Source organism: Myroides fluvii, assembly GCF_009792295.1.
Taxonomy (GTDB): Bacteria; Bacteroidota; Bacteroidia; order Flavobacteriales; family Flavobacteriaceae; genus Flavobacterium; species Flavobacterium fluvii_A.
In genome coordinates this window covers 327,216-350,632 of the sequence record NZ_CP039934.1, presented here as the reverse complement: position 1 = coordinate 350,632, position 23,417 = coordinate 327,216, and the positions used below count along the sequence as shown (strand labels likewise).

Below are 23,417 nucleotides of genomic sequence, written 5' to 3'. Positions count from 1 at the left end.
AAAGTTACAATTAGTATTTAGATTTTAAAATATTTTCTGTGAAAAGTTCGCGTGAATGGATAGGAAATTGTTTAATAACTAACTAAGGAATGTATTCACTGTTTTTAGGAGTGAAATGTTTAATAATTCTTGTTTTATTTTTAAAGGCTTGATAAAGTAAAGTTATGACCACACATTTTCAGAACTATAGGAGGAAACTAGCTTTATTTGATGGATTTTTGATAGAGTACGGACGCGGTTAATCTGAGGTTTTGTGGAAAAGGAGGCGCGAATTTTAGATTATTCTTTATTTTAGCAATAAATTGTACATTATGAAAAAGCGTTTCACTGGTTTTTTTGTTTGCTCTGCTTTGTTTGCTTTTGGGCAATCGCAATCGATAGAGTTTGCTAACCCTTTAGATATACCCATTCACGCTTCGGGTAACTTTGGCGAATTAAGAGGAAGTCATTTTCACTCAGGATTGGATATAAAAACGCAACAACGTATTGGCTTGCCTGTTTATGCACCCGCAGACGGCTATGTTTCTAGAATAAAAGTATCGACTTGGGGGTATGGGAAGGCTTTGTATATCGATCATCCCAATGGGATAACTACTGTTTATGGTCATTTAAATGGCTATGAAGGAACAATTGCACAACGCGTATTGGATACCCATTACAAACAACGCGTATTTGAAATTGAAATCTATCCGAAACGCAATGAAATTCCAGTAAAAAAAGGGGATATTATTGCCTATACCGGAAATACAGGTGGCTCAGGTGGGCCACATTTACACTACGAATTCCGCGATACGAAAACGCAGAATATCATCAATCCTCTGAGCAAGGGGATGAAAGAAATGCTTCTCGATACAGAGGCTCCAACAGTTAATGCGGTTTATGCCTATCCAATTTCAGCAGATGCAACCATTAACAAAAATAGCAATCCTATTCAACTGTCCTACAAAATGCGCAATGGCGTCTTGGCAGTGGATCCTATTACAGCCAAAGGAAAAATTAGCTTTGGTATTGATATGCATGATACCTCGAATAATAATGCCAATAAAAATGGCGTTTATAAGCTTGAAACGTTTATTAATGGAACACCGAGTTTTAGTTATCAATTTGATACGTTCTCCTTTAGCGAAACCGGTTTTGTCAATGCTTTGGTAGACTACGGACGTGTAAAACAAACCAAAGCGAAAGTGCAAAAAATGTTTGTTGAAATTCCGTACCCACTTTCTGTGTTGAAAGTAGATAAAGGCAATCAAGGGATTTTGACAGTTAAACCTGGAGAAAGCTATATTTATCGAATTGTGGCTTCGGATTATCACGGCAATCAAACGACAATTGAAATTCCCGTTGCCTATGCTGATGATTTTGTCGCTCGAGTAGAGAGTATAGATGTAACAGAAGGTGATCGTTACGATATCGTGTCGACAAGGGATTTTATATTGGAAAAGGATTTTGCAACGGTGACAATTCCCGCTAATGCTTTTTACCGTGATTTTCAATTTATTTTCAATGCCAAAGATAAAGTGGTAACGTTGCACAAAGATGTTGTGGCTGGATTTAAGAATATGACGTTGACGGTTGATGTGAGTGGGTTCGGATTAACTGACGCAGAGTTGGAAAAAGCGTATTTAGCTCAACTTAGCCCAAATGGCAGTAAAGCCTATGTGAAAACACATAAAAAAGGAAAGTTGTTTACTATTTACACGAAGAAACTAGGCGATTATACCTATGCAATTGATCGTACACCACCTAAAATTTATCAACCGAGTTTCAAAGAAGGAGACTGGTTGAGCAATGCAAAGGAAATCTCTTTTTTAATTCAAGATGCCGATTCGGGAATTGATAAAATTGAAGGAAGTATCAACGGAAAATGGATGTTGTTGGACTACGATTATAAAACAAAAAAAATAGTACATTTATTCCGCGATGGAGTCGTTGTTTCTGGTCGCAATGACGTGATTATCAAAGTGACGGATAACATGAATAACGAAGCGACTTATACCACACATTTTTTTAGAAAATAACAGATGATACACCGATTGGGAATTACACTACTTGTTTGTTTATTGAGCGTATGTCTATATGCTCAAGAGCTTGTCGTATTGAGAGGTAAGGTTGTGAATAATGAAAATCAAAAGGGAATTCCCAAGGTGACCATTACGGTTTATCAAGGAACACGCGAGGAAAAACTAGGCGCAATTGGAGAGGTTTTGACTGATGAGGAAGGGGGCTTTCAATTGGAAATTCCAAAAGTAGAAAAGGTGTATATAACGATACCAGATTCACTTCTTTGTTTGGATCCAGGAACCTTCTATCTTACAGACGGTTCGTTTCAATTTGTTCGTTTTGATTGTTTGAAACGGACAAGTGAAAACAAAGAACAAACAATCCAAGTACTGAAAGAAGAATCCAATAAACAGGAGCAAGTGTTGGATAATATTACAATTGTGACACCTAAAGGGGGTTTTGAACGCGATCTCTCTAGCGTGAATTTGTCAGATATTACACCTGCAGTTGCTACAAGTAATCGCTTAGAAACGGGATTAACTACATTGGCAGGTGTGAATTCTAACAACGAACTCAGTAGCCAATATAACGTGAGAGGAGGAAGTTTTGACGAGAATCTCATCTATGTTAACGGAGTTGAAATGTATCGTCCAGTTTTAGTGCGTTCGGGTAAACAAGAGGGATTGAGTTTTATAAACCCGACGATGGTGGAAGATATTTCCTTTTCTGCTGGAGGATTTAAAGCGCGATACGGCGATAAGCTGTCTTCGGTTTTAGATATTACCTATCGCAAGCCGATCGAAAATAAAGCCTATTTGCAAGCGAGTTTTTTAGGTGCGGGTGCTACAGTAGATTTAGTATCGAAAGACAAGGCACTAACAGCGGTTATGGGCATGCGCTATCACAACAATCGATTGTTGATGAATCGCTCCGACGACGATGGGTATTATAAACCTGTTTTTATGGATGCACAAACATCTGTGAACTATAAATTAGACGAGCAATGGAGTTTTAGCTTTTTGGGAAATATGACTGGGAATCACTATAAATATGAGCCCAACCGCGCCAATGTTTCTTTTGGAGCTTATAATAGTGTATCCAATGTAACTGTGCTATATGACGGAAGAGAAGAAGATAAGTACAGTTCGTTGTTTGGCGCTTTTACTTCTTCTTATGTATGGAAGGACGACAATAAAATAGAAGCTGTTTTCTCTGCTTATCACACCCAAGAAAAAGAATATTACGACATAGAAGCCTCTTATTTACTAGTGGATCAAGCCGAATATGATGCTGATCCGCTTTTTGGTAAGGATATCGAAAGACCTGCTCCTGTAAAGAAAGGAATCGCTTCTCAATTTTTACATGCCCGAAATAATTATGATGCTTTGGCTTTGAGTGCCGAGCTAAAAGGAAAGGCTTTGTTTAGAGATTCAGACGCATCGCTTCATTGGGGAGTAAAATATACCAAAGAAAATATCAAAGACCGTTTGTCCGAATGGGAACTGATGGATTCATTGGGATACGTTTTGCCAGCGATACACCCTTATGCTGCACTTCAAACGCAACATACAGTGGATATTAATCGCTTTATGGCCTATGGAGAATGGAATAAAGCCCTATATACAACGGATGCAAAAATCACTCTTAATGCTGGTGCTCGCATGCAGTGGTGGAAGATGTCTGAAAGTGATAAGAGCAAAGTAGTGGTGAGTCCTAGAGCACAAATTGCTTTTGAACCGAGTAATTGGGATAAAGAGATGTTGTTTTCTTTGGCCTTAGGACTTTATCAACAACCACCATCTTATCGGGAGTATAGAGGATTTGACGGGGAGTTAAATCCCGATTTAAAAGCGCAAAAAGCCTGGGTATTCGTACTTGGACATCAATATCGCTTTAAGATGTGGGGGAGAAATTTTGGTCTTCATTCTGAAGCATATTACAAAAATATACAAGACGCTAATATTTATACCTTAGACAATGTGCGTATGCGCTATGTGGCCAATAACGAGGCGAAAGCTTATGTTTATGGAGCTGACATGCGCTTGTATGGTGAATTTATTGAGGGAACCGAATCGTGGGTTAGCGTTGGTTTTATGAAAGCAGAAGAAAATTACCAAAACAAGGGATACATTGCTCGACCAACAGATCAACGACTAAAATTTGGGTTGTTGTTTCAAGATTATGTGCCTTCTATTCCCAACCTGAGATTGTACCTCAATGCCGTGTATAGCACTGGACTTCCAGGGGGGTCTCCTGCTTATGTCGATCCGTATTTGTATCAAGGAAGATTGCGCGATTACAAACGTGCAGATTTGGGATTTAATTACGTTTTCAAAGACAAAAACATCGGACAGAATCGCAGTTGGCTCCAGGGCATCGATCAGCTACAAGTCGGGGTAGAGGTGTATAACGTATTCGATTTTGATAACGCCATTACCAATACGTGGATGAGAGATATCAGTAGCAATAAAGAATATGCAATACCGAATTATATGACGCAAAGAACACTTAATATTAAAGTAGCGCTAACGTTTTAATTTTTTCGTAGAGCATTCGTAAAAAACGTATCTTTGAATCATCAATAGTGAAAAGAATGAAAACAAAATTAGGTTTCGTAGTAAGTGTTTTTTCCGCTGTGTTGTTTTTCTCTTGTAAAGGACAAGAAGAAAAACCAAAAGTGATCTACAAAGACGAGGTAGAAACACAAGAACAACAAGAAGCGGTAAAAGAAAAAACAGAAGATATCAGAATTGCTGATTTGCCTTTGGTTGTCGGTAGCTCTTCCTATTTAATTCACCCTGTTGGTGAAGTAAGAGTGTATACAAGTCCAAGTAAATACGGTACAAGTAAGGTTAGTCAATTTTCTTATACGGTATCCAATTATGTGCCATTCGAAATTACGGGGTATTTAGAAAACTTAATGTTTCAGCATAAGGATTCTCTAGAGATTAGGCCGTTGACAAATAAAAAAATTCAAATTCAATCTGTGGTGTATTTGAATGTCATAGCAGAAAAATTAAAGAAAAATATTTTAGTATATAATGTCTTTGATGCCGATACGAATCGCGATGGTAAAATTGATTCGAATGATATTAAAACACTGTATATCAGTAGAGGTAGTGGTAAAGAATTCAAGAAACTAAGCCCTTATTTACAAGAATTATTGGACTGGACCGTAATTGATGTGCAAAATCGATTGTATTTTAGAACAATTGAAGATATCAATAAAAATGGAGCTTTCGATAAAAATGACAATGTCAATTACTTCTATATTGATTTGACAGATCCTACATGGGAAGTTAAAAGTTATGATCCATTAAATGTCTTAAGTACTGAAGAAAGTAACGAAGCTACTGCCCCTCCTGTAGAGGAAGCACAGTAAACATACTATAAATGCCTTAAGATGCTCCAAGTTTTTTGGGGCATTTTTTTTTGAAGGTCAACCAACAAATTTCAGAGTAGGCTACGCAAGGAACGGATGTAGTTGAGATGGGGTTAGGCTTGCTTATTTGAAAATCACCATAAAAGAATAGACTGTTAAAAAATAGAGCAAGTTGCTCAGTGTCGCTTTTGAACCAACAAGATTAAGTAGTTCTCTATTTGAGAATATATGGATTAAGGGTGGGGATAAATAGAGAAAGTTACAGAAAAATGGAGTGATAAATTAAAATTTAAAATTGTGTTATGTGTATTGAATTTAACGTTATACAAGTTTTGTTTTGCTTTATTTAATTTCTTTATTGATAGATGTGTTTTTTATTGTATAAATCAATGAATTGTTCTTGGTTTTTTTTGTTGAAATTACCAATGTGGATGTGACTTTTTTAGGGTGTTCTAGTCTAATGTATAGATGAAATGAGATTTTGATGCCTAGATGATTTGTACCCTTGCTTTTATGTTGTTTACTCGATATAAAAATGTTGGAAACAAGTGGAAGGCTAGAAGTAAATAAGCAGTTAATTGGATAATCAATTGTGTTTATTGTATTAAATGGCGATAAATTAATATGATAATCTGAATAATTTGCTGGATATGTTTAGTAACTTTAAGTGTTTTGTCTTGATAATTTAATTATTATAAGAAGTAAAATGCGAATAGGTGAAGAATATGTAAATCTCATTTTGTAGTGTTAAATAATATGTTAATCTAAAAAATAAATAATAATTTTGTCACGCTTTAAACGAAAGTAAAAAAAGTAGTAATAGGCGAGCATCTATTATCTTAAGTCCCCACTTAATAGAGAATCGTGCCTATATTGCTATGCAGTATTGTCACGACGCAATATGTGAGGGTAGAGGTATTAATATTAATACATCATCACCACTAACATTATGAAACTAATTAAAACATTTGATGGTTCTTTAAAAAACCATTTTAACTTCGAGAGCATTGTTAAAAGTATTTTGGCAATATCTCTTATTCAACTTGTAGTGATTTACTTAGGTGTAAATCTAAATTTTATTCACTTAGCTATCCCGCTATTGTATTTTTTTACAAGAAAAACGGCTAGTCATATCGAACCATCTGTAGGAGAGTTTATCCTGCATTTTAGCGTTGTGATCTTAATGATTTTATTGCCGAATTTATTCCCATTTAAATATATAGGATCACTTATTTTTGCCTATGTATTAACTTATTTAATGTTGATTTACAAAGAAGCAAAGATGATAAAACCTTCTTCGGCTAATCAAAGCGTTTTAGGGTTTATTGGTTTCTTTTGCAACTATATGATTGCGTGTTTAATTGCTAAAGTGATATTCTTTTTAGTTACCTATATTTATGCTGACTTCGGTATTGAATATGTGTTTTTTCAAACGGGATTGTCTGTATTGGTTTGTTTGTTCAGTTTGCTGAGTTTGGTTACGATCAATGGAAGTAACAAAACCATTTTAAATCAAGTACCTACTTTTATCGTAAACAAAGCGGATATTAAATCCTATAGCTATGTTGTTGAAGATAAGGAACGAACGATTGTAGACTTTTTTGAAACAAGTGATGAGTTTTTGACTAATTCATTTTCTTTAGAGGATTTGGCAGAAGCAGTTGGTTTGAGCAAACAAGAAGTTTCTACTGTAATCAACCACCAATTGAATTCTTCTTTTTATCACATGGTGGCTCAATATCGAATCTTACATGCAAAAGAACTTTTGCAAGAACGCAATAATCTGACCATTGAAGCCATTGTTGAAGAATGTGGTTTTAGTTCTAAATCAACCTTTAATAAATACTTTAAGCTTTTTGTTGGAAAAACACCATCGGTATATCGCAGTCAAATAGCTTAGTAGTATCGGTATGGAATTTTATTTCAACTTAGCTGTATTAACAGCTGCAATTATTTTTGGTAGCATCTCGTTTATCGTCAATTCCACACTGACAACAACGACAAAAACACAAAAAACACTTCATGCTTTTTTGTTGTTTTTTGTTTTGCATATCATTGTAATCTTGTGCTTGAGGCTTGTGTTCTCCGATTATAAATTTCTGAGTTTAGGCCTGCCGTTAAATACTGTTTACGCACCGACATTTTATTGTTGTTTGGTTTTATTGTCGGATGAAGTGAATAAGGTGGTGACCAATACGTCAAGGTATTTTTTCTTTATTTTACATTTCATTCCCACTTTGTTATTGCTGGCCTTTTATGGGTATTTTGTGAGTAAATCGACAGATATTGACAGTGAAGAAGCCTACGGCTATTTAATGGTACTCTACTCTTTTGAAGTATTTCAGTATATTGGCTATGCATTTACTGGGTACTTTAAAATCAATAAGTTGATGCTGAACAACAATATCCGACTTCTGATTTTAAGGGTGATGTGGATTATGATTTTCATGGCTTTAGTTTCGATGGGAGTTGTGTTTTACGGAAGTATATTATACTACGATCTTTCAGTGACTTACCTGGCTTTGTTGTGTTTTTCTGTCGTGATATTTAACTATTATATGACGCGATTAAAATACGTCAAAGTGGTTGCCATAACTGCTCCACAACCTGTGTCAGTAGAAGAGGAGCAGCTGTTGTTGAAGTATGAAAAATCAAAGCTTGCAGATGATGTTTTAGAAACTTATAAAGTAAAGGTAGAACAAGTGTTGCAAGACAAAAAATCCTACCTCAAACTCAATTTTACACTGGATGATTTAGAACGTGAAAGCAAGATTGCCAAACACCACTTGTCTCAGTTCTTTTCAACAACCTATGGCATGAATTTTAATGCCTACATCAATAAACTACGAGTGGAATACGCCAAAGAATTATTGGAGAAAAGAAATTTTGATATCTCAGTTTCTGAATTAGGTGATGAATGTGGATTTAATTCTAGAACCTCTTTTTTTAGAGCTTTTAAAAAATTTGAAGGCGTATCTCCTTCAGAGTATATTGCGAATATTTTGCAAAAGAGATAGGTGTGCACTGTGCGTTTTGTACCTTGTAAAACGCATTGAGCGAACAACACTTCTCCTAGTAGATAAACCTTCTTCTCATCGATGAAAATCACCCAAGGGAAGCAATCTGCCCTTAAGCTCACCTATTGCTATTTTCTCTACACTATTTCATTTGCATATAAAAAGAGTTGCTTATATTTGTATTTGCATTGATACTATCAATTCGAAACAAGAAAAATAATTTACAGCGTAGTAAAGTAAAAAAATAGAAAGAATGATTATACAACCTAGAACTCGTGGATTTATCTGCTTAACTTCTCATCCTGAAGGATGTGCAGCACATGTTAAACAACAAATAGCATATGTTCAATCAAAAGGAAAAATAGCGAATGGGCCTAAAAAAGTACTTGTAATTGGTGCTTCTACTGGTTTTGGATTGGCATCACGCATTTCTGCAGCTTTTGGTTCTGACGCAGCAACTATCGGTGTGTTTTTTGAAAAATCTGCAACAGAAGGCCGTCCAGCAACTGCAGGTTGGTATAATTCAGCAGCCTTTGAACAAGAAGCTGCCAAAGCAGGTCTATATGCAAAAAGTATAAATGGAGATGCTTACTCTGATGATATTAAAAAACAAACAATCGAATTGATTAAACAAGATTTAGGTCAAGTAGATTTAATAGTATATAGTTTAGCGTCGCCGAGACGTACTCATCCGAAAACGGGCGTAGCTTATGCGTCTGTTTTAAAGCCTATTAATGAACCTTTTTCTGATAAAACGGTTGATTTTCATACAGGTGTAGTATCGAATATAACCATTGATCCTGTGACAGAGCAAAGTGATATCGATAATACGATCGCTGTAATGGGAGGTGAAGATTGGAAATTCTGGATGGAAGACTTGAAAGCAGCTGGTGTTTTAGCAGAAGGTGTGAAAACAGTAGCGTATTCTTATATCGGACCAGAATTGACGTATCCAATTTATAGAAATGGAACAATAGGAATGGCTAAAAATGATTTAGAAGCAACCGTTCCTACAATCAATAATTTATTGGTAGATTTACATGGGGTGTCTTATGTTTCTGTAAATAAAGCTTTAGTGACACAATCGAGCTCTGCTATTCCAGTAGTGCCGTTATATATCTCTTTGTTGTACAAAGTAATGAAAGAGAAAAATATTCACGAGGGATGTATTGAGCAAATGTATCGCTTATTCGACAGTCGTTTATATGCAGATAAAACAATGGTTCTTGATTCTGAAGGAAGAATTAGAGTAGATGATTGGGAAATGAGAGAAGATGTTCAAGCCGAAGTAGCTAAACTTTGGGTGGAAATTAACTCAGATAATATCAATGAAATCTCCGACTTAGAAGGGTACAGAAAAGACTTCTTTAATTTATTCGGATTTGAATTTGACGCGATCGACTACAATGCTGAAACAAATGAACTGGTAGATGTAGCTAGTATAAAATAATAAAAAAGGTGCTCTTGAAAAAGGGCACCTTTTTTTATGGGGTATCGGTTGAATATTCTTAAATAAGGTTGATTGTTTTTTGGCTGAAAATCTACCACATCACAACTCACCGCATTTCAAGGAACTTCAATCCAAATACTGCTCTTGTAAATCTTGAATAACTTCTTGAATTTGTTGAGCAAGCGTTTGAATATACTGAGCTAGCTCCTGCTTTGTTTCAAATAGCAGGGTTTTATCTTCTAATTTTTCTAACGAAGGCACTAGGTGATGGATGTGAAGTTGTTTAAACATAGGCAACATTTTGTGTGCAATATTGCTAATTGTATCATAGTCAAAATCATCTGTGGCATAGTTTAAATCTAGTAGATTCTCTTGCGTACTATCAACAAAAATGACGACAAACTTGCGTAGGGCGGCACTATCTTCGCCTATAAATTGTTTAATTTGATTTATATCGTATAATTGCGCAGGTCTCTCATCCGATAGTGATGTACTACTGGATACGGGATTAAAATCAACTTGATAATCCGGATGTAGCAGTTGTGTGATGAGGATTAATAACTCTTGTAATTGAATTGGCTTTTGATGCGCAGCAGTAAACCCAGCATGCGTGAAATCTTCAAGTGTGAGGTCGCGTTTACCTGATAAGGCAATAACGGGAATTGCACTGTACTTTGGGTTTGTACGCAAGAGTTCAATCATCTCAAAACCATCCATTTTTGGCATCTGAATATCACTGAGGATAACATCATACGTATGCTGTTCTAAAATAGATTCTATTTCAGATGAATCGTTGAGTATTTCGACTTGTTTGAATAAAGGCGAAAGCAATTCTTCCATCAATTGTAGTTGAATTTTATCATCATCTACAACGAGAATTTTATTTTGACTTAACACGGTAAATAGCTCTTTGTACTGATGAACTGTGGTATGGGTGTTTACTTGTATATCTGCTTCTTCTAAAGGGATGGTCAAGGTAAAAATAGAACCTTCTCCTAAGATGCTCTCTACTTTTATTTCACCTCCTAATAAACCAATTAAGCGTTTGGATATATTAAGTCCCAATCCTGTTCCGCCAAAGCGTTTTTCTATTCCTTCATTGGCTTGACTAAATTCCTTAAATATATTTTCAATTTGATTTTGTTCAATCCCAATCCCCGTGTCGATAACCTTGATTTGCAATTGGTCTTCTAATCTAATCGCCTCTATAAATACACCGCCTTTTTGGGTGAATTTAATCGCATTGGTAATTAAATTAGTTACAATCTGCTTCAAGCGATAGGGGTCTGAAATGAAGGTGTTATTCAGGGCTTGATCTACCGTCCATTTTAGTTTGATTTTCTTGTTATCTGCATTGGGAACTAAAGGTGCGCATATGCTTTCCAACAGATCTTTTGGATTAAATGCCTTTTCTTGAATGCTGATTTTGTTGTTTTCTAATTTAGAGAAATCCGTTAAATCGTTAATTAGATTTGCAATGTATTGCGTTGAGCTCTGTATGTTGTTGAGGTACTGACGTTGTTTGGCGTTTAATTCTGCCGACTCTAACAGGTTGGAGAAGCCAATTAAACTGCCTAAAGGTGTTTGTAAATCGTGAGTTACCGTAGCAAATAACATGGTTTTACTGCGCAACAATACTTCTCGCTCTTTGTTGAGTTGCTCTAATTTTAAACGATATTCTTGAGTTTGGTTGATGTCTTTGATGATGATATATCCCAAAATAATAATAACGAATAAAGCAGAACCTCCTATATAAGCAATATTAGTAGAGGCTGTGCTTATACGTGCTTTAGATTCGTTTATATTTTGATAGGAAAGCGTTAGTAGGTTTTGTTCAATGCTCTCAAGGATTTTACGCAATTCATTGGTGATGTTTTTATTCTCAATGACGAGTTTCTGTTCTTCTTTTAAAAGATTTGCCTGCTGTTGATTCACTTTTTCTTGTGCTTTGAGGATAATGCTTTCCATAGCATTGATCAGCGAATCAGTAACGTTGGGATAATTAATCGTTTTGGTGATGGTATCGGTGTGATCGCCTTTAAATAATCTAGCCCAACCGCTTCGCTTTTCTTTTTCTTTGGATTGAATAACGATGGGCTGAATTTTCTTTTCTATTTCATCGCGAATATTGTAAATCTTGTCAATAGCTTCGCTGTAGTTTCGATCTTCATTAATCTCTTTTCTCGCCTTAATGATATTGTTAAAACTGACTTTTTTCTTTTTTAATAGGCCTTGGACCAAATCAATTTTTTGATGAATGGCTTGGTCTGTTGTCGTTAGTTTAATACGATCTATTAGATTAACTAAAGTATCCAAATGAGAATAATAGCTTTGAATGTCTTTGTTGTTTCCAGTAACGATGGCATTTCTGCTGTAAATCTCGGATGAATACAGGTTGTTTAGGGTGCTACTAACAAGAAAAATCTTGTTGTTTTCCTTGACTACTTGTTCCTCGGGTAAGGTGAATTTTTTAGCTTCTTTGTATATGTAAAAACCCGAAAAGAACACTGCTCCTAATAGAATAATATATAAGAATATGATTTTTATTTTGATTGACTTTGTGGGTTTCATGTTGGTGTTTCGTTAGAATTGAACCACAAATGTACAAAATGTTGCGTTGCATTTTTTGATTTTATCCTGCAATGATTTTTAGCGATACAAGAATAGGAAAAGAGTTGTTGTTGTGTTGCGATATGTTTTGTTTTAGTTTGTTTAGTTTGTTAAATTTTAAAGGTTGTGTCTATTTTATTTGTATATTAATTATTATTGTTTAATTTTATTAGAAACAATGTAATAATGAAGGGGGGGAGATGCATTGTGACGTGTATTAGGTTTAATCAATTAAAACAGTTCGTTATGGCAAAAAATGATTTATTTAAGAAAGATTGGTTAGATATTGTATTTGCAGGTCGAAATAAACAATATGGCGCCTACAAATTACGTCTAGAAAGTCCTAGAACTACACTCTTAGCTTTGGGAAGTGGTTTGTGTTTATTCGCTTTTGTATTTGTTGTACCAACGGCTATTTCTTCTTTTTTTGAAGAAGAAAGTGGATTGGCAGCTGGAGAAATCATCTATTGTGATTTTGGAACGTTGGATCAACCCGTAGAGCTGGATGATTTAGATTTTCCAAAGGATGAATTAGAAGACGTAAAACCAGTAGTAGAAGAACCTAAGACAGAAGAGAGCAGTGCACCTGCTTCTAGCATGGATGTAGCGCGATTTACTATACTAGAAGTAGCTTCAGCCACCGAAGTAACGGAAGAACCCGCTAAGCAAGAGAATTTAGTCGATGTTTTAATCGGTAGTACAACGATAAAAGGCAATGAGGAAGGACAAATTTTAATTGATGAAATCCCTGGAGTTGTTGTGGATGGTACGGGTACAAGCACAGAAATTCTCGATGATAAAGAAGGGGGAAATGATATTGTTCATTTTACAACTGAAAAAGCAGAACCTATGGGAGGCATGGCGCATTTTAGCCAAACGTTTGTTTCTAAGTTCCGCGAAATACACGTACCTGATCATACAGCTAAGGTGCAAGTGATTTTGTCTTTTGTTGTTGAAAAAGACGGGAGCATTACAGATATTCGAGTATTGCGTGATCCTGGATATGGAACAGGAAAAGAGGCGATTCGTGTATTGAAGAGTATGCCAAAATGGAAGCCTGCTCGTCAGGATAATCGAACAGTACGATCTCAATTCACTTTACCGATAACGATTCAAGTACAGTAAAGGGAGATAAATTGATAGATAGGTTTAAAAAGATAAAAGCGATCCATTGGATCGCTTTTATTGTATGTGTAAAGAATAAAATTTAGTCTCTTGAAATTCCTCTGGAAATAACAATTTTCTGAATTTCAGACGTTCCTTCATAGATCTGTGTGATTTTAGCATCACGCATCATACGCTCAACGTGATATTCGCGTACATATCCATTTCCACCGTGAATTTGTACTGCCTCTATTGTGGTGTCCATTGCTGTTTTAGAAGCAAATAACTTTGCCATAGCACCAGAAACTGAAATATCTTGCCCTGCGTCTTTTTCAGCAGCAGCTTTTAAACAAAGCATTCTAGCAGCAGAAATCTGTGTTGCCATATCTGCTAATTTAAATGCGATTGCTTGGTGATTGATGATTTCTGTTCCAAAAGCTTTGCGCTCTTTGGCGTATTTAAGCGATAATTCATAGGCTCCTTGTGCAATTCCCAGTGCTTGAGATGCAATACCAATACGCCCTCCATTCAATACATTCATCGCAAAAGCAAAACCAAAACCGTCTTCGCCAATTCGATTTTCTTTTGGTACTTTTACGTCTGTGAATAATAAGGTGTGAGTATCAGATCCACGGATTCCCATTTTTTGCTCTTTTGCTCCAATTTCAAATCCTGGCAATCCCTTCTCTACGATAAAAGCATTGATTCCCTTGTGTTTCTTTTCTGGATTTGTTTGTGCAATTACAATGTAAAAAGAGGCTGTACTACCGTTGGTAATCCAGTTTTTTGTACCGTTTAATAGGTAGTAATCCCCCATGTCAATAGCCGTTGTCTTTTGAGAAGTTGCATCGGATCCTGCTTCTGGCTCAGATAAACAAAAAGCTCCGATTCCTTCTCCTGAAGCTACCTGAGTTAAGTACTTTTCTTTCTGCTCTTCATTTGCATATTTCTCTAAACCTGCACAAACTAATGAGTTATTAACAGATAAAACTACAGCAGTAGAAGCGTCAACTTTTGCAATTTCTTCCATTGCTAGTACGTAAGATACGCTATCTAATCCACTTCCTCCATATTTTGGATCAACCATCATTCCCAAAAAACCAAGCTCACCTAATTTTTTGATTTGCTCTGTTGGGAAAATTTGATGCTCGTCTCTTTCAATAACACCTGGTAATAATTCGGTCTGTGCAAAATCACGCGCAGCCTGTTGAATCATTAGTTGTTCTTCTGTTAATTTAAAATCCATTGATTGTTTATTTTATGCTTTGTAATCTGTAAAATTTAGAAGTTCAAATATAGCGGAATAATATCAAATATTCAATTAGTATGCGTAAATTTATACCTATGAAAAATAGTCAATACCGCGTTATCGGAATCATGTCAGGAACTTCTCTTGATGGAGTCGACTTGGTCTATGTTACCTTGTCTTTCAATCAAGGAAAATGGTCGTTTGAAATTGAACAAGGGCAAACGATGCCTTACACAGAAACATGGAGAAAGAAACTGAAAACAGCCATTACTTTAAATAAGGTAGAATTAGATGTGTTAGATGAACAGTATACCGTGCATTTAGCGGAAGTGATTACTGCCTTTATTCAAGAACACGCCTTAGAATCTGTTGACTTTGTTTGTTCACACGGACATACTATTTTACATCGCCCCGATTTGGGATATACCGTTCAGATTGGAAATCTACCCATTTTGGCGGATTTGATTCAACATAAGGTGGTTTGTGATTTTCGCGTGCAAGATGTACTGTTAGGAGGCCAAGGAGCTCCCTTAGTTCCTATAGGTGATCGCTTGCTTTTTAGCGAGTATGATGCTTGTTTGAATCTTGGTGGTTTTGCGAACGTCTCTTATGAAAATAAACTGAATTATCGCCTTGCGTATGATCTGTGCCCTGTTAATGTTCTGCTCAATGAACAAGCACAACGCTGTGGTTTTTTATATGATGATGAAGGAAAATTAGCGCAAGCAGGTACAATATCTTCTCCTTTATTGGAAGCGCTAAATGGATTGGATTACTATGCGAAAACGGCGCCAAAATCATTGGGCGTTGAATTTGTAGCGAGTCATATTCAACCCTTAATAGCATTGTATCCTCAAACGGCGGAAGATTATTTGGCTACGTTTGTAGAACATATTGCACAGCAAATTGCTCAAGGGATTCAATTGCCCGAACAAGCGAGAATTTTAGTGACCGGAGGCGGAGCTTTTAATCACTATTTGATGGAGCGCATTCGTTATCATGCGGCATCCTATCAATTTGATATACCGCAACCTGTGCTGATTAACTACAAGGAAGCGCTTATTTTTGCTTTATTGGGCGTGCTTAAGGTGAGAGATGAAGTCAATACATTAGCTAGTGTTACTGGAGCGCAATACGATCACAGTGCGGGTATTATCTACGATATTTTTGATCCAGTGTGGTAATTGTGTGGTTTAAAAACGTTAATCTACTTGGTTAACAGCCGCAAAACGACCTATCTTTGATTGACTTTTTCAAAGTAAAACGTTGTTTTATTAAAGTATTTGAAACAGAGAGATTTATAAAAAATAATTAGTGATCGTAGGCGTTCGTCCTATATTTTTTAAGCCATGACCTATCAAGAAACTGTCTTATGGATGTTTGAACAACTTCCAATGTACCAACAACAAGGAGCAATTGCTTACAAAGCAGATTTGTCGAATATTGAAAAATTAGCGGCCCATTTAAACCATCCCGAAAAGCAGATTAAAACCTTACACATTGCTGGTACAAACGGCAAAGGATCGACTTCCTCTATGTTGGCTTCTATTTTACAAGAAGCTGGCTATAAAGTAGGGTTATATACCTCACCACATCTAAAAGACTTTAGAGAGCGCATCAAAATAAATGGAGAAGAGATAACAGAAAAATTTGTCGTTGATTTTATCGAGGCAAATAAAGTTTTTTTTGAACGTGAATCCCTGAGTTTTTTCGAAATGACTGTGGGGATGGCTTTCCAGTATTTTAAAGAAGAGGAGGTAGATGTTGCGGTTATAGAAGTAGGGATGGGCGGTAGATTGGATGCAACCAATATTATTACACCGTTAGTATCTGTGATTACGAATATAGGAAAAGATCACGTTGCGTTTCTTGGAAATACACTAGCGGCAATTGCTGGAGAAAAGGCAGGAATTATAAAGCCCCACATTCCTGTAGTGATAGGAGAATATACAGCTGAAACAAAACCCGTTTTTATCGCTAAAGCTAAGGAAATGGAAAGCCCGATTTATTTTGCTTCAGAAACTTTTGCGTCTAATGGGTGGACCTCTGATTTAAAAGGAATCTATCAGCAAAAAAACATACGAACTGTTCGTCAGGTGATTGCATTAGTGCGAAAAGATTTTTCAATCACAGCAGAAGATGAGGTAAATGGACTGAATAACGTGGTGGCAAATACAAAATTACAAGGACGTTGGCAGGTTTTACAAGAAAATCCGAAGGTTATTGCAGATACGGCCCACAATGAACACGGTCTTTCAATTGTAATGGAACAGCTAAAAACGGAAAGATACAAGCAATTATATCTTGTTTTTGGTGTGGTGAATGATAAAGATTTACAAAGTATATTGCCTTTTTTGCCTAAAGAGGCTAAATATTTCTTTGCGAAGCCAACTATTTTTCGCGGATTAGATGGGAATATTTTAGCAGAGAAAGCGAAGGAATTTGGATTGGAGGGAGTTGTTTGTGATTCAATACCAGAAGCTTATGCGCAGGCTAAAGCTTTGGCTGGGGTAGAAGACCTGATTTATATAGGAGGGAGTACGTTTGTGGTAGCTGAAATTTTATAAAAAAAAGTTTCAAAAAGCTTGCAAACATAAAATCCCGTCGTATATTTGCACCCGTAATCAACACATGATTACACGTTCATTAAGAAAGGGCGATTAGCTCAGCTGGTTCAGAGCATCTCGTTTACACCGAGAGGGTCGGGGGTTCGAATCCCTCATCGCCCACCATTCTTACACATATTGAAATATTCCGAATTTATAGAAATATTTATTTGGGCGATTAGCTCAGCTGGTTCAGAGCACCTCGTTTACACCGAGGGGGTCGGGGGTTCGAATCCCTCATCGCCCACAATATTTAAATAAAAGTTAATTCGGGCGATTAGCTCAGCTGGTTCAGAGCACCTCGTTTACACCGAGGGGGTCGGGGGTTCGAATCCCTCATCGCCCACATATTTTTAATTAACGCAATTCGGGCGATTAGCTCAGCTGGTTCAGAGCACCTCGTTTACACCGAGGGGGTCGGGGGTTCGAATCCCTCATCGCCCACAATATTTAGATTACATACAATTCGGGCGATTAGCTCAGCTGGTTCAGAGCATCTCGTTTACACCGAGAGGGTCGGGGGTTCGAATCCCTCATCGCCCACAACAAAAAAGCCTATTCATTTGAATAGGCTTTTTTTGTTTTATAGTGTACAAGCTTCTATTGTGTATCACTTGCGTCTTGCGTTGATTGATATAGCGATTCGAAATGTTTTTTACCCTTATTCACTGATCGTGAAATTTCCCTCAAAAAGAATGCCTCCTTATTAATTAGGGGTGATTTACTGTTTTAATATCAGGGTTAATTTCTATTAATTCATTTGCCAACTCTTTATTGTCAATCGGGGCTATGTAGATTTCATCATGGGTGTTGTACGTGATAATCATTCCCTTGGTAGCTAGAGCTGGCTTTAATCCCACCCATAACGACTTGTTTAATTGAATTTCATTGATGCGAATAATGCTTATCTTTCCACGGATAAATGCAGATCGATAATGTAGGTGATTGTCCTGAATCCAATAGGTAGTAGAAAAGTAGATCCAAATCAATAACAAAAAGGGCAAACTACTTAGAGCAAAGTCAAACCAGAGGTGTTTTAGACTACCTTCATGGGTGAAAAAAACAACCACGGGAATAATACTCGCAATGATTGGATATACAAGGAATCCTTTTTTCTTTGCTGGGAATTTTTTCATAGTCAATTTGATTGATTTTGAATCAAATATAGGTAAAAAAGCGGATAGGAAAAGAACTGGGGGAAGATGATAAAAAAAGACTTAGTTTGATTACTAAGTCTTGCGTATAGATTATTTTTTTAACGAGAGGTTAATCATCGAGGTTTCTCATTAATTGTATAATATGTGGATTGGTGACTAAAAGGAAGTACTCTTTTAATAGTACAATCGTACATTTAGGACAGTCAGCTAGCACGCCTGGGTGATCCGGTGTGTCTAAAGGTAATGGATTAGGATCATAAGAAGTTGCAGTAGCTGTATTATACTTGAAATCAGAACCTTTTACTGTAGCAATGTTATATACTGCATTTCGATCTATATCTTCTTCTTTTAGGGTGTAAATCGCTTGATAGGTCCAGGTCTCTGTGGTATCGAGTAAACCATCGTTGTTGGTGTCTCCACTCATGTACGCAGGTGTAGGAAGATCTGTTAAACGATCATCTGTAATTAGAATTCTTCGCAAAGGAACATTTCCTGTGTTTTTTACTTTAAAAGTATACGTTATAGTCTCTCCAATACTCGCATATCCTTCATTTTCACTTGTTTCGTTAAATTTACCCGTTTTGGTTAGGGTTAATGCGGGTTTGGGATTGGTATTTCCTCCCGTTTCAGAACAGATACCCTCAATCTCTTGTTTTAGCCCTGGAGGCCACATGTCTTGACAAGCCGAAGCATTGGTACACAAGTTTGCGTTTCCTGGTGATACGTGCGCCAAACCGGCTAAGGCAAACCAATTGACGAATTCTGATTCAGATAAGCGTGCGCCAGGCGTACCTGCGGCAGGAGCGCGATTGACTACATTGGCATTGACATCACCAACACCAACATAGTTAACCATCGGATAGTGAAGGGAAGCAATAGATAGGGTAGCGCAAACATTGATATTTGCACCATCCCCTAAATTAAATTGTGCTTTGCCAGGGGTATCTGCGTTTCCGCTAGAAGGGTCAAGTTGACTGATGGATCCATTAACGCTAAAAAAACTAAAATTTCCTACATTGATAATAGCGTCCTTTTGACTCGCTAATTTCCCAATATTTACCGCTCCTTTGAAGAAAAAACCAGCATGATCACAGATGTTGATTTCTCCTCCCTCCATGTGCATGGTGCCTCCAGCTTGAAGAACTACACCTGTAGGAATGTATAATTTAGCACCAGCTTTTATGGTAAGACTATTTCCTGTTAAGGTTGTGTTTTCATTAATGTGGTACGATTTTCCTGCTTCTAATACTGTTCTAGTTGGAGTAAGCAAAATAGAGTTTGGTGGATTTGTACAATTGGCATTCCCAGCTGTGCTCGTAAATGCCAAAGACAAACTAAAGAATAAGAAGATTAAATGGCTGAATAGAATCTGATTTTTTTTTCGTTTCATAGCAATTTTGGTTCATTTTTTACAGAAATAGTATGATAGGAGACTTAGTTAAAGTCTCTCACAAGAAGGAAGGTATCTGTATACTTGTTGTGGGGACGACGAAGTGCTGCTACGTAAAACGCAACGCACGAAAAAGATAGCCTTCCTAGGTTGTGATTATATCTGTCTCAAAATTGTCGAAAAAAGAAAGCAAAGGCTTTTCAAAAAAGTAATAAAATCTTTTCTAATAATTTGGTAATGTTGATTAAGTTAATGACTGTTAGTGTGTTAGGTTATTTTTTTGAATTAAGTCTTTTTACTTTTTTCTCGTTGACTTTTTTAACATTTACATATTGAGAATTAGCAGTTAATTTGAATAAATTACAGTGAATGTAGGGGTAAAGTAGTAGTTTGTTTCTGATGTTTAGAAAAAGTTGGTTCAAATCTATCGCAACCTTCGTCAATAGTGAGATTGTGTTAACAAGAGTTATTTTTTTTAAAAATTGGCTTTGGAGCGTAATAATAGATTTTAAAAAGTCTGAAATTCTTTCGTAATTTGCATGTTTGATAGAAATAGCATTGATTCGCTTTAAAAATTTAGGATTGCCCAAGTAATTGCGATTGAGGATGTGGTTATGATTATTCAAATGAGCGCGATGGTATTGAATGTTAAATAAAAAATGGATGAAGAAAAAAAGAAATTTTGGGATACTTATCGTTCTTCTCATTTGCACCTTGGCACAAGCACAAGTAAGTAAATCAGAAATGCTATTGGCAAATATCCTCACAGAGGTTCGATCGAAAAATAAAGAAAGAGCTTTTTTCTTGGTGGATTCAATTTATAAAAATGAGACTGATATTCATGTGAAAGTACACGCTCTCTTTATACATGCCTATCTTTATCACGATGAATTTAATATTCCAACTTCTTTACAATATGCTTTTCAAGCGATTGATTTAGCAGAAAAAAACAAAAGCTATAAATGGTTGAGCCGTTTGTATGGTTTCGTTGGAGCTGAATACAGTCGTTTGGGTCTTTTTAATGAGGCTAAGTTGTATTTTGATAAGATTGAAACTGTAATTCCACTTGTTCCAGGTGAACATGATCGCAATTTTTCCTATTTTTATTATTATCATTTATTGTCAGCTTATTATTATGATCAAAAAAATTATAATGAAGCTCTATTGAGTATCCAGCGTGCGGAAAGTTATATCGCTAAAGTTGGCACAGCACTTATTCATTATAACCACTATATGTGTTCGCTAGAACAGGATAGAGGAATCAATTACCTAGAACTCAAGCAATATGACAAGGCAGAAAAAGCATATGATAAGGGATATGAATATATCAGGAAGGAGGAGGACATTGAAGATTACCTTGCTTTAGGATATATTTATGCAGGATTAGCAAAACTTTATGTGTTACAACAGCGCCCGGTTACAGCTAATCAAGTTTTAGATTACTATCACAAAGGGTTACATATAGCGATAGTTAATGATAATAGAGATCTCAAGGAAACTTGTTATGATTATTTGAGAGAATATTATGAATCCATTGAGGATTGGGAAAATTATAGCAAGTATAATAAATTGTACTTGAATGAACGACACGAAAAAGAAGCGTTTAGAACAAAAACAGTTAATGAATTATTAGAACAACAGCAACAATTTAAAGATGAAATTACAACTAAAAATAAAAAGTATTTAGTTGTAATTGTTTCATTTTTAGTTGTTTTGTTGTTGGCTCCAGGAATTTATTTCGTTATAAGACGCAAAAGAAATAAGGAGAATGAAGCAGGGGAAGAGTCTTCGACTGCTTTTTTACAAAAAATAGTTCAAGCTAAAGAAAGTGAGTTAGCCGCCTTTTTTCAAGGATTGAGTTGGTATAATATACCTTGTGATGAAAAGGAAAAAGCAATCATAGAAGCTTTGCTTCGCTTTGAGCAAGAAAAGCGTTTTACAAATAGCGCACTTACGTTAGAAATGCTGGCAGAATATTGTCAAGCAACTACAACAGCTCTTGCTTATGTTTTTCAAAAACATAAGCAAGTAGAATTTAAAACCTATCTTACACAATTAAGGCTTTTAGAAAGTGTGAAACTCATGCGTTTTGAAAAAGAATATAGAGACTACAAAATTAGTCACCTAGCAGAGGTTGTGGGGTTTGGTTCTCATAGTAGTTTTTCTGTAGAGTTTAAAAAGAGTATTGGTGTTAATCCTTCTTTTTTTATTCAATACCTTGAAAAAATAGAAAAAAAATAAGTGCTTATCATGGAATTGTATACGATAGAAAGTCTTTTTGCGGTTATCATCCTTACAATACTGTGTGTAGTTAATGTATTTACTTTGGTTTTAGATGGTAAAATCAATCCTTCAAAAGAAAATCACTTTGATAGAAGGCGACAATTTACTTGGTTAATACTTTTATTTTCAATCGTTGAGTTAATTGTATTTATTGTACAGAGTGAGCGTATTGTCAATCATGTCATTGTGGGATTCCTATTCTTGTTTTGGCCTAGTTATTATTTTTGTTTTATCGAGTCGAACAAAATAGTCAACCGAAATAAAGGATATATAGTTGAGTTTTATTTATCTTATGTCTTAGCTATATTGACTTTGATTGAGTTTTTTATCCAGGATCTTTTTGATATAGAAGAGGAGGTTTTTCTTTTATCCTTCGTGGCTCTCTTGTTTGTCTCTATGTTGTATTATAGTTTTTTATTCCTTTCGGCTTTAAAAAATGTACCTCATAAGAAAGGGAAGCCTTTCCTGTTGTTTAGTTGTTTTTTTATTTTGAATAGCAGTCTGTTCGTAGCCGTTTTTTTTGTTAATTTCAAGTGGATGATGACGGTGAGCTTACTTCTATTTATTTTTGTATTGTTGTTTTTGAGTTTAGTTTTTCTTCAGCAATATATAGCTAAGCTATACGCGTTTGTACCTCAAGAGCATCGTGAACGATTTGTACCCTTGTCCGAGGCTACAGCTCCAAGAACGAATGACAAAAAAGAATGGACTAAATATGCGAAATCAAATGTAGATATTCAACGTTTGCAAATGATAAAAGAATCTTTAGCAGGATTGCCAATTCAGTATTTCTTTGATTCTACCCTTAGTCTAACCAAGTTAGCCGAAACTTTAGAAACGAGTAAGTATGAGTTGAGCTATTTTTTTTCTAACCAGTTACAAACTAATTTTAATCAGTATGTCAATGCAATTCGTGTATCGAAGGCGCAACAAATGTTGACGAATTCCCAGTATACTGAGCTATCCGTAAAAGAAATAGGCGTAGAGGTAGGCTTTAGCTCTACTACCTCTTTTTATCGCGCATTTAAAGATTTACATGATTTACCACCACTAGAATATAGAAAGAGAGAAACAAATAAGGAATTATAGCCTTCTTTTTTTGCTTTTTTGAAGGAATACAGCCGGATTAATCAATTAAAAAGAACGCTTCTCTAAAATAAAATAAGAA

At 35.9% G+C, this 23,417-nt stretch carries 15 protein-coding genes and 5 tRNA genes; 16 read left to right on the top strand and 4 right to left on the bottom strand.

The genetic code is table 11. The features are described from left to right. Positions 1–311 precede the first annotated feature (311 nt). The 6 genes from FBR08_RS01710 (at position 312) to fabV (ending at position 9,850) form a co-directional block, all read left to right on the top strand. Complete coding sequence (locus FBR08_RS01710; RefSeq protein WP_158961065.1) at positions 312–2,018, top strand: M23 family metallopeptidase; 1,707 nt, start codon at positions 312–314, stop codon at positions 2,016–2,018. 3 nt (positions 2,019–2,021) lie between these two features. Further along, positions 2,022–4,538, top strand: coding sequence for a TonB-dependent receptor plug domain-containing protein (locus FBR08_RS01705; protein ID WP_158961062.1), 2,517 nt, complete (start codon positions 2,022–2,024; stop codon positions 4,536–4,538). Positions 4,539–4,594: 56 nt separating this feature from the next. Next, entirely contained in the window at positions 4,595–5,383 is a 789-nt protein-coding gene (locus FBR08_RS01700; protein WP_158961060.1) for a hypothetical protein, read from the top strand. 949 nt (positions 5,384–6,332) lie between these two features. Beyond that, positions 6,333–7,283 carry a helix-turn-helix domain-containing protein gene (locus FBR08_RS01695; RefSeq protein ID WP_158961058.1) on the top strand — a complete coding sequence of 317 codons (951 nt, stop codon included), beginning with the start codon at positions 6,333–6,335 and terminating at the stop codon, positions 7,281–7,283. A 10-nt stretch (positions 7,284–7,293) separates the two neighbouring features. Then, positions 7,294–8,400 (top strand): helix-turn-helix domain-containing protein, encoded by a 1,107-nt coding sequence (locus tag FBR08_RS01690; RefSeq protein ID WP_158961055.1) that lies wholly within the window; start codon positions 7,294–7,296, stop codon positions 8,398–8,400. 253 nt (positions 8,401–8,653) lie between these two features. Continuing rightward, a complete protein-coding gene (gene fabV, locus FBR08_RS01685; RefSeq protein WP_158961053.1) occupies positions 8,654–9,850 on the top strand; it encodes an enoyl-ACP reductase FabV in 1,197 nt (398 codons plus the stop codon). A gap of 126 nt (positions 9,851–9,976) precedes the next feature. On the opposite strand, the gene FBR08_RS01680 is transcribed toward fabV, so the two are convergent. After that, the gene (locus FBR08_RS01680) at positions 9,977–12,421 is read right to left on the bottom strand and encodes an ATP-binding protein (protein WP_158961051.1); all 2,445 of its coding nucleotides are present in this window, start codon (positions 12,419–12,421) and stop codon (positions 9,977–9,979) included. A 285-nt stretch (positions 12,422–12,706) separates the two neighbouring features. On the opposite strand from FBR08_RS01680, the gene FBR08_RS01675 reads away from it, so the two are divergent. Further along, positions 12,707–13,585 (top strand): energy transducer TonB, encoded by an 879-nt coding sequence (locus tag FBR08_RS01675; protein ID WP_158961049.1) that lies wholly within the window; start codon positions 12,707–12,709, stop codon positions 13,583–13,585. 82 nt (positions 13,586–13,667) lie between these two features. On the opposite strand, the gene FBR08_RS01670 is transcribed toward FBR08_RS01675, so the two are convergent. Continuing rightward, a complete protein-coding gene (locus tag FBR08_RS01670) occupies positions 13,668–14,810 on the bottom strand; it encodes an acyl-CoA dehydrogenase (RefSeq protein ID WP_158961047.1) in 1,143 nt (380 codons plus the stop codon). Between the two features lie 98 nt (positions 14,811–14,908). Between FBR08_RS01670 and FBR08_RS01665 the strand changes: the two genes are divergently transcribed. From FBR08_RS01665 to FBR08_RS01635, 7 genes are all read left to right on the top strand, one after another. Beyond that, complete coding sequence (locus FBR08_RS01665) at positions 14,909–15,997, top strand: anhydro-N-acetylmuramic acid kinase (RefSeq protein ID WP_158961045.1); 1,089 nt, start codon at positions 14,909–14,911, stop codon at positions 15,995–15,997. A gap of 165 nt (positions 15,998–16,162) precedes the next feature. Then, a complete protein-coding gene (locus tag FBR08_RS01660) occupies positions 16,163–17,380 on the top strand; it encodes a bifunctional folylpolyglutamate synthase/dihydrofolate synthase (protein ID WP_158961043.1) in 1,218 nt (405 codons plus the stop codon). Between the two features lie 87 nt (positions 17,381–17,467). Beyond that, a tRNA-Val gene (locus FBR08_RS01655) sits at positions 17,468–17,545 on the top strand. A 46-nt stretch (positions 17,546–17,591) separates the two neighbouring features. Further along, a tRNA-Val gene (locus FBR08_RS01650) sits at positions 17,592–17,666 on the top strand. Positions 17,667–17,690: 24 nt separating this feature from the next. Next, a tRNA-Val gene (locus FBR08_RS01645) sits at positions 17,691–17,765 on the top strand. Positions 17,766–17,788: 23 nt separating this feature from the next. After that, positions 17,789–17,863 (top strand) — tRNA-Val (locus FBR08_RS01640). 24 nt (positions 17,864–17,887) lie between these two features. Continuing rightward, positions 17,888–17,962 (top strand) — tRNA-Val (locus FBR08_RS01635). 167 nt (positions 17,963–18,129) lie between these two features. On the opposite strand, the gene FBR08_RS01630 is transcribed toward FBR08_RS01635, so the two are convergent. After that, positions 18,130–18,555, bottom strand: a complete 426-nt coding sequence (locus tag FBR08_RS01630; RefSeq protein WP_158961041.1) for a PH domain-containing protein — start codon at positions 18,553–18,555, stop codon at positions 18,130–18,132. Between the two features lie 130 nt (positions 18,556–18,685). Next, positions 18,686–19,966, bottom strand: coding sequence for a DUF7507 domain-containing protein (locus FBR08_RS01625; RefSeq protein WP_158961039.1), 1,281 nt, complete (start codon positions 19,964–19,966; stop codon positions 18,686–18,688). Between the two features lie 663 nt (positions 19,967–20,629). Here FBR08_RS01625 and FBR08_RS01620 point away from each other — a divergent pair. Together FBR08_RS01620 and FBR08_RS01615 are read left to right on the top strand one after the other, a co-directional pair. Then, complete coding sequence (locus FBR08_RS01620; RefSeq protein WP_158961037.1) at positions 20,630–22,207, top strand: helix-turn-helix domain-containing protein; 1,578 nt, start codon at positions 20,630–20,632, stop codon at positions 22,205–22,207. A gap of 9 nt (positions 22,208–22,216) precedes the next feature. Then, entirely contained in the window at positions 22,217–23,338 is a 1,122-nt protein-coding gene (locus FBR08_RS01615) for a helix-turn-helix domain-containing protein (RefSeq protein ID WP_158961035.1), read from the top strand. The last annotated feature ends 79 nt before the right edge of the window (positions 23,339–23,417 follow it).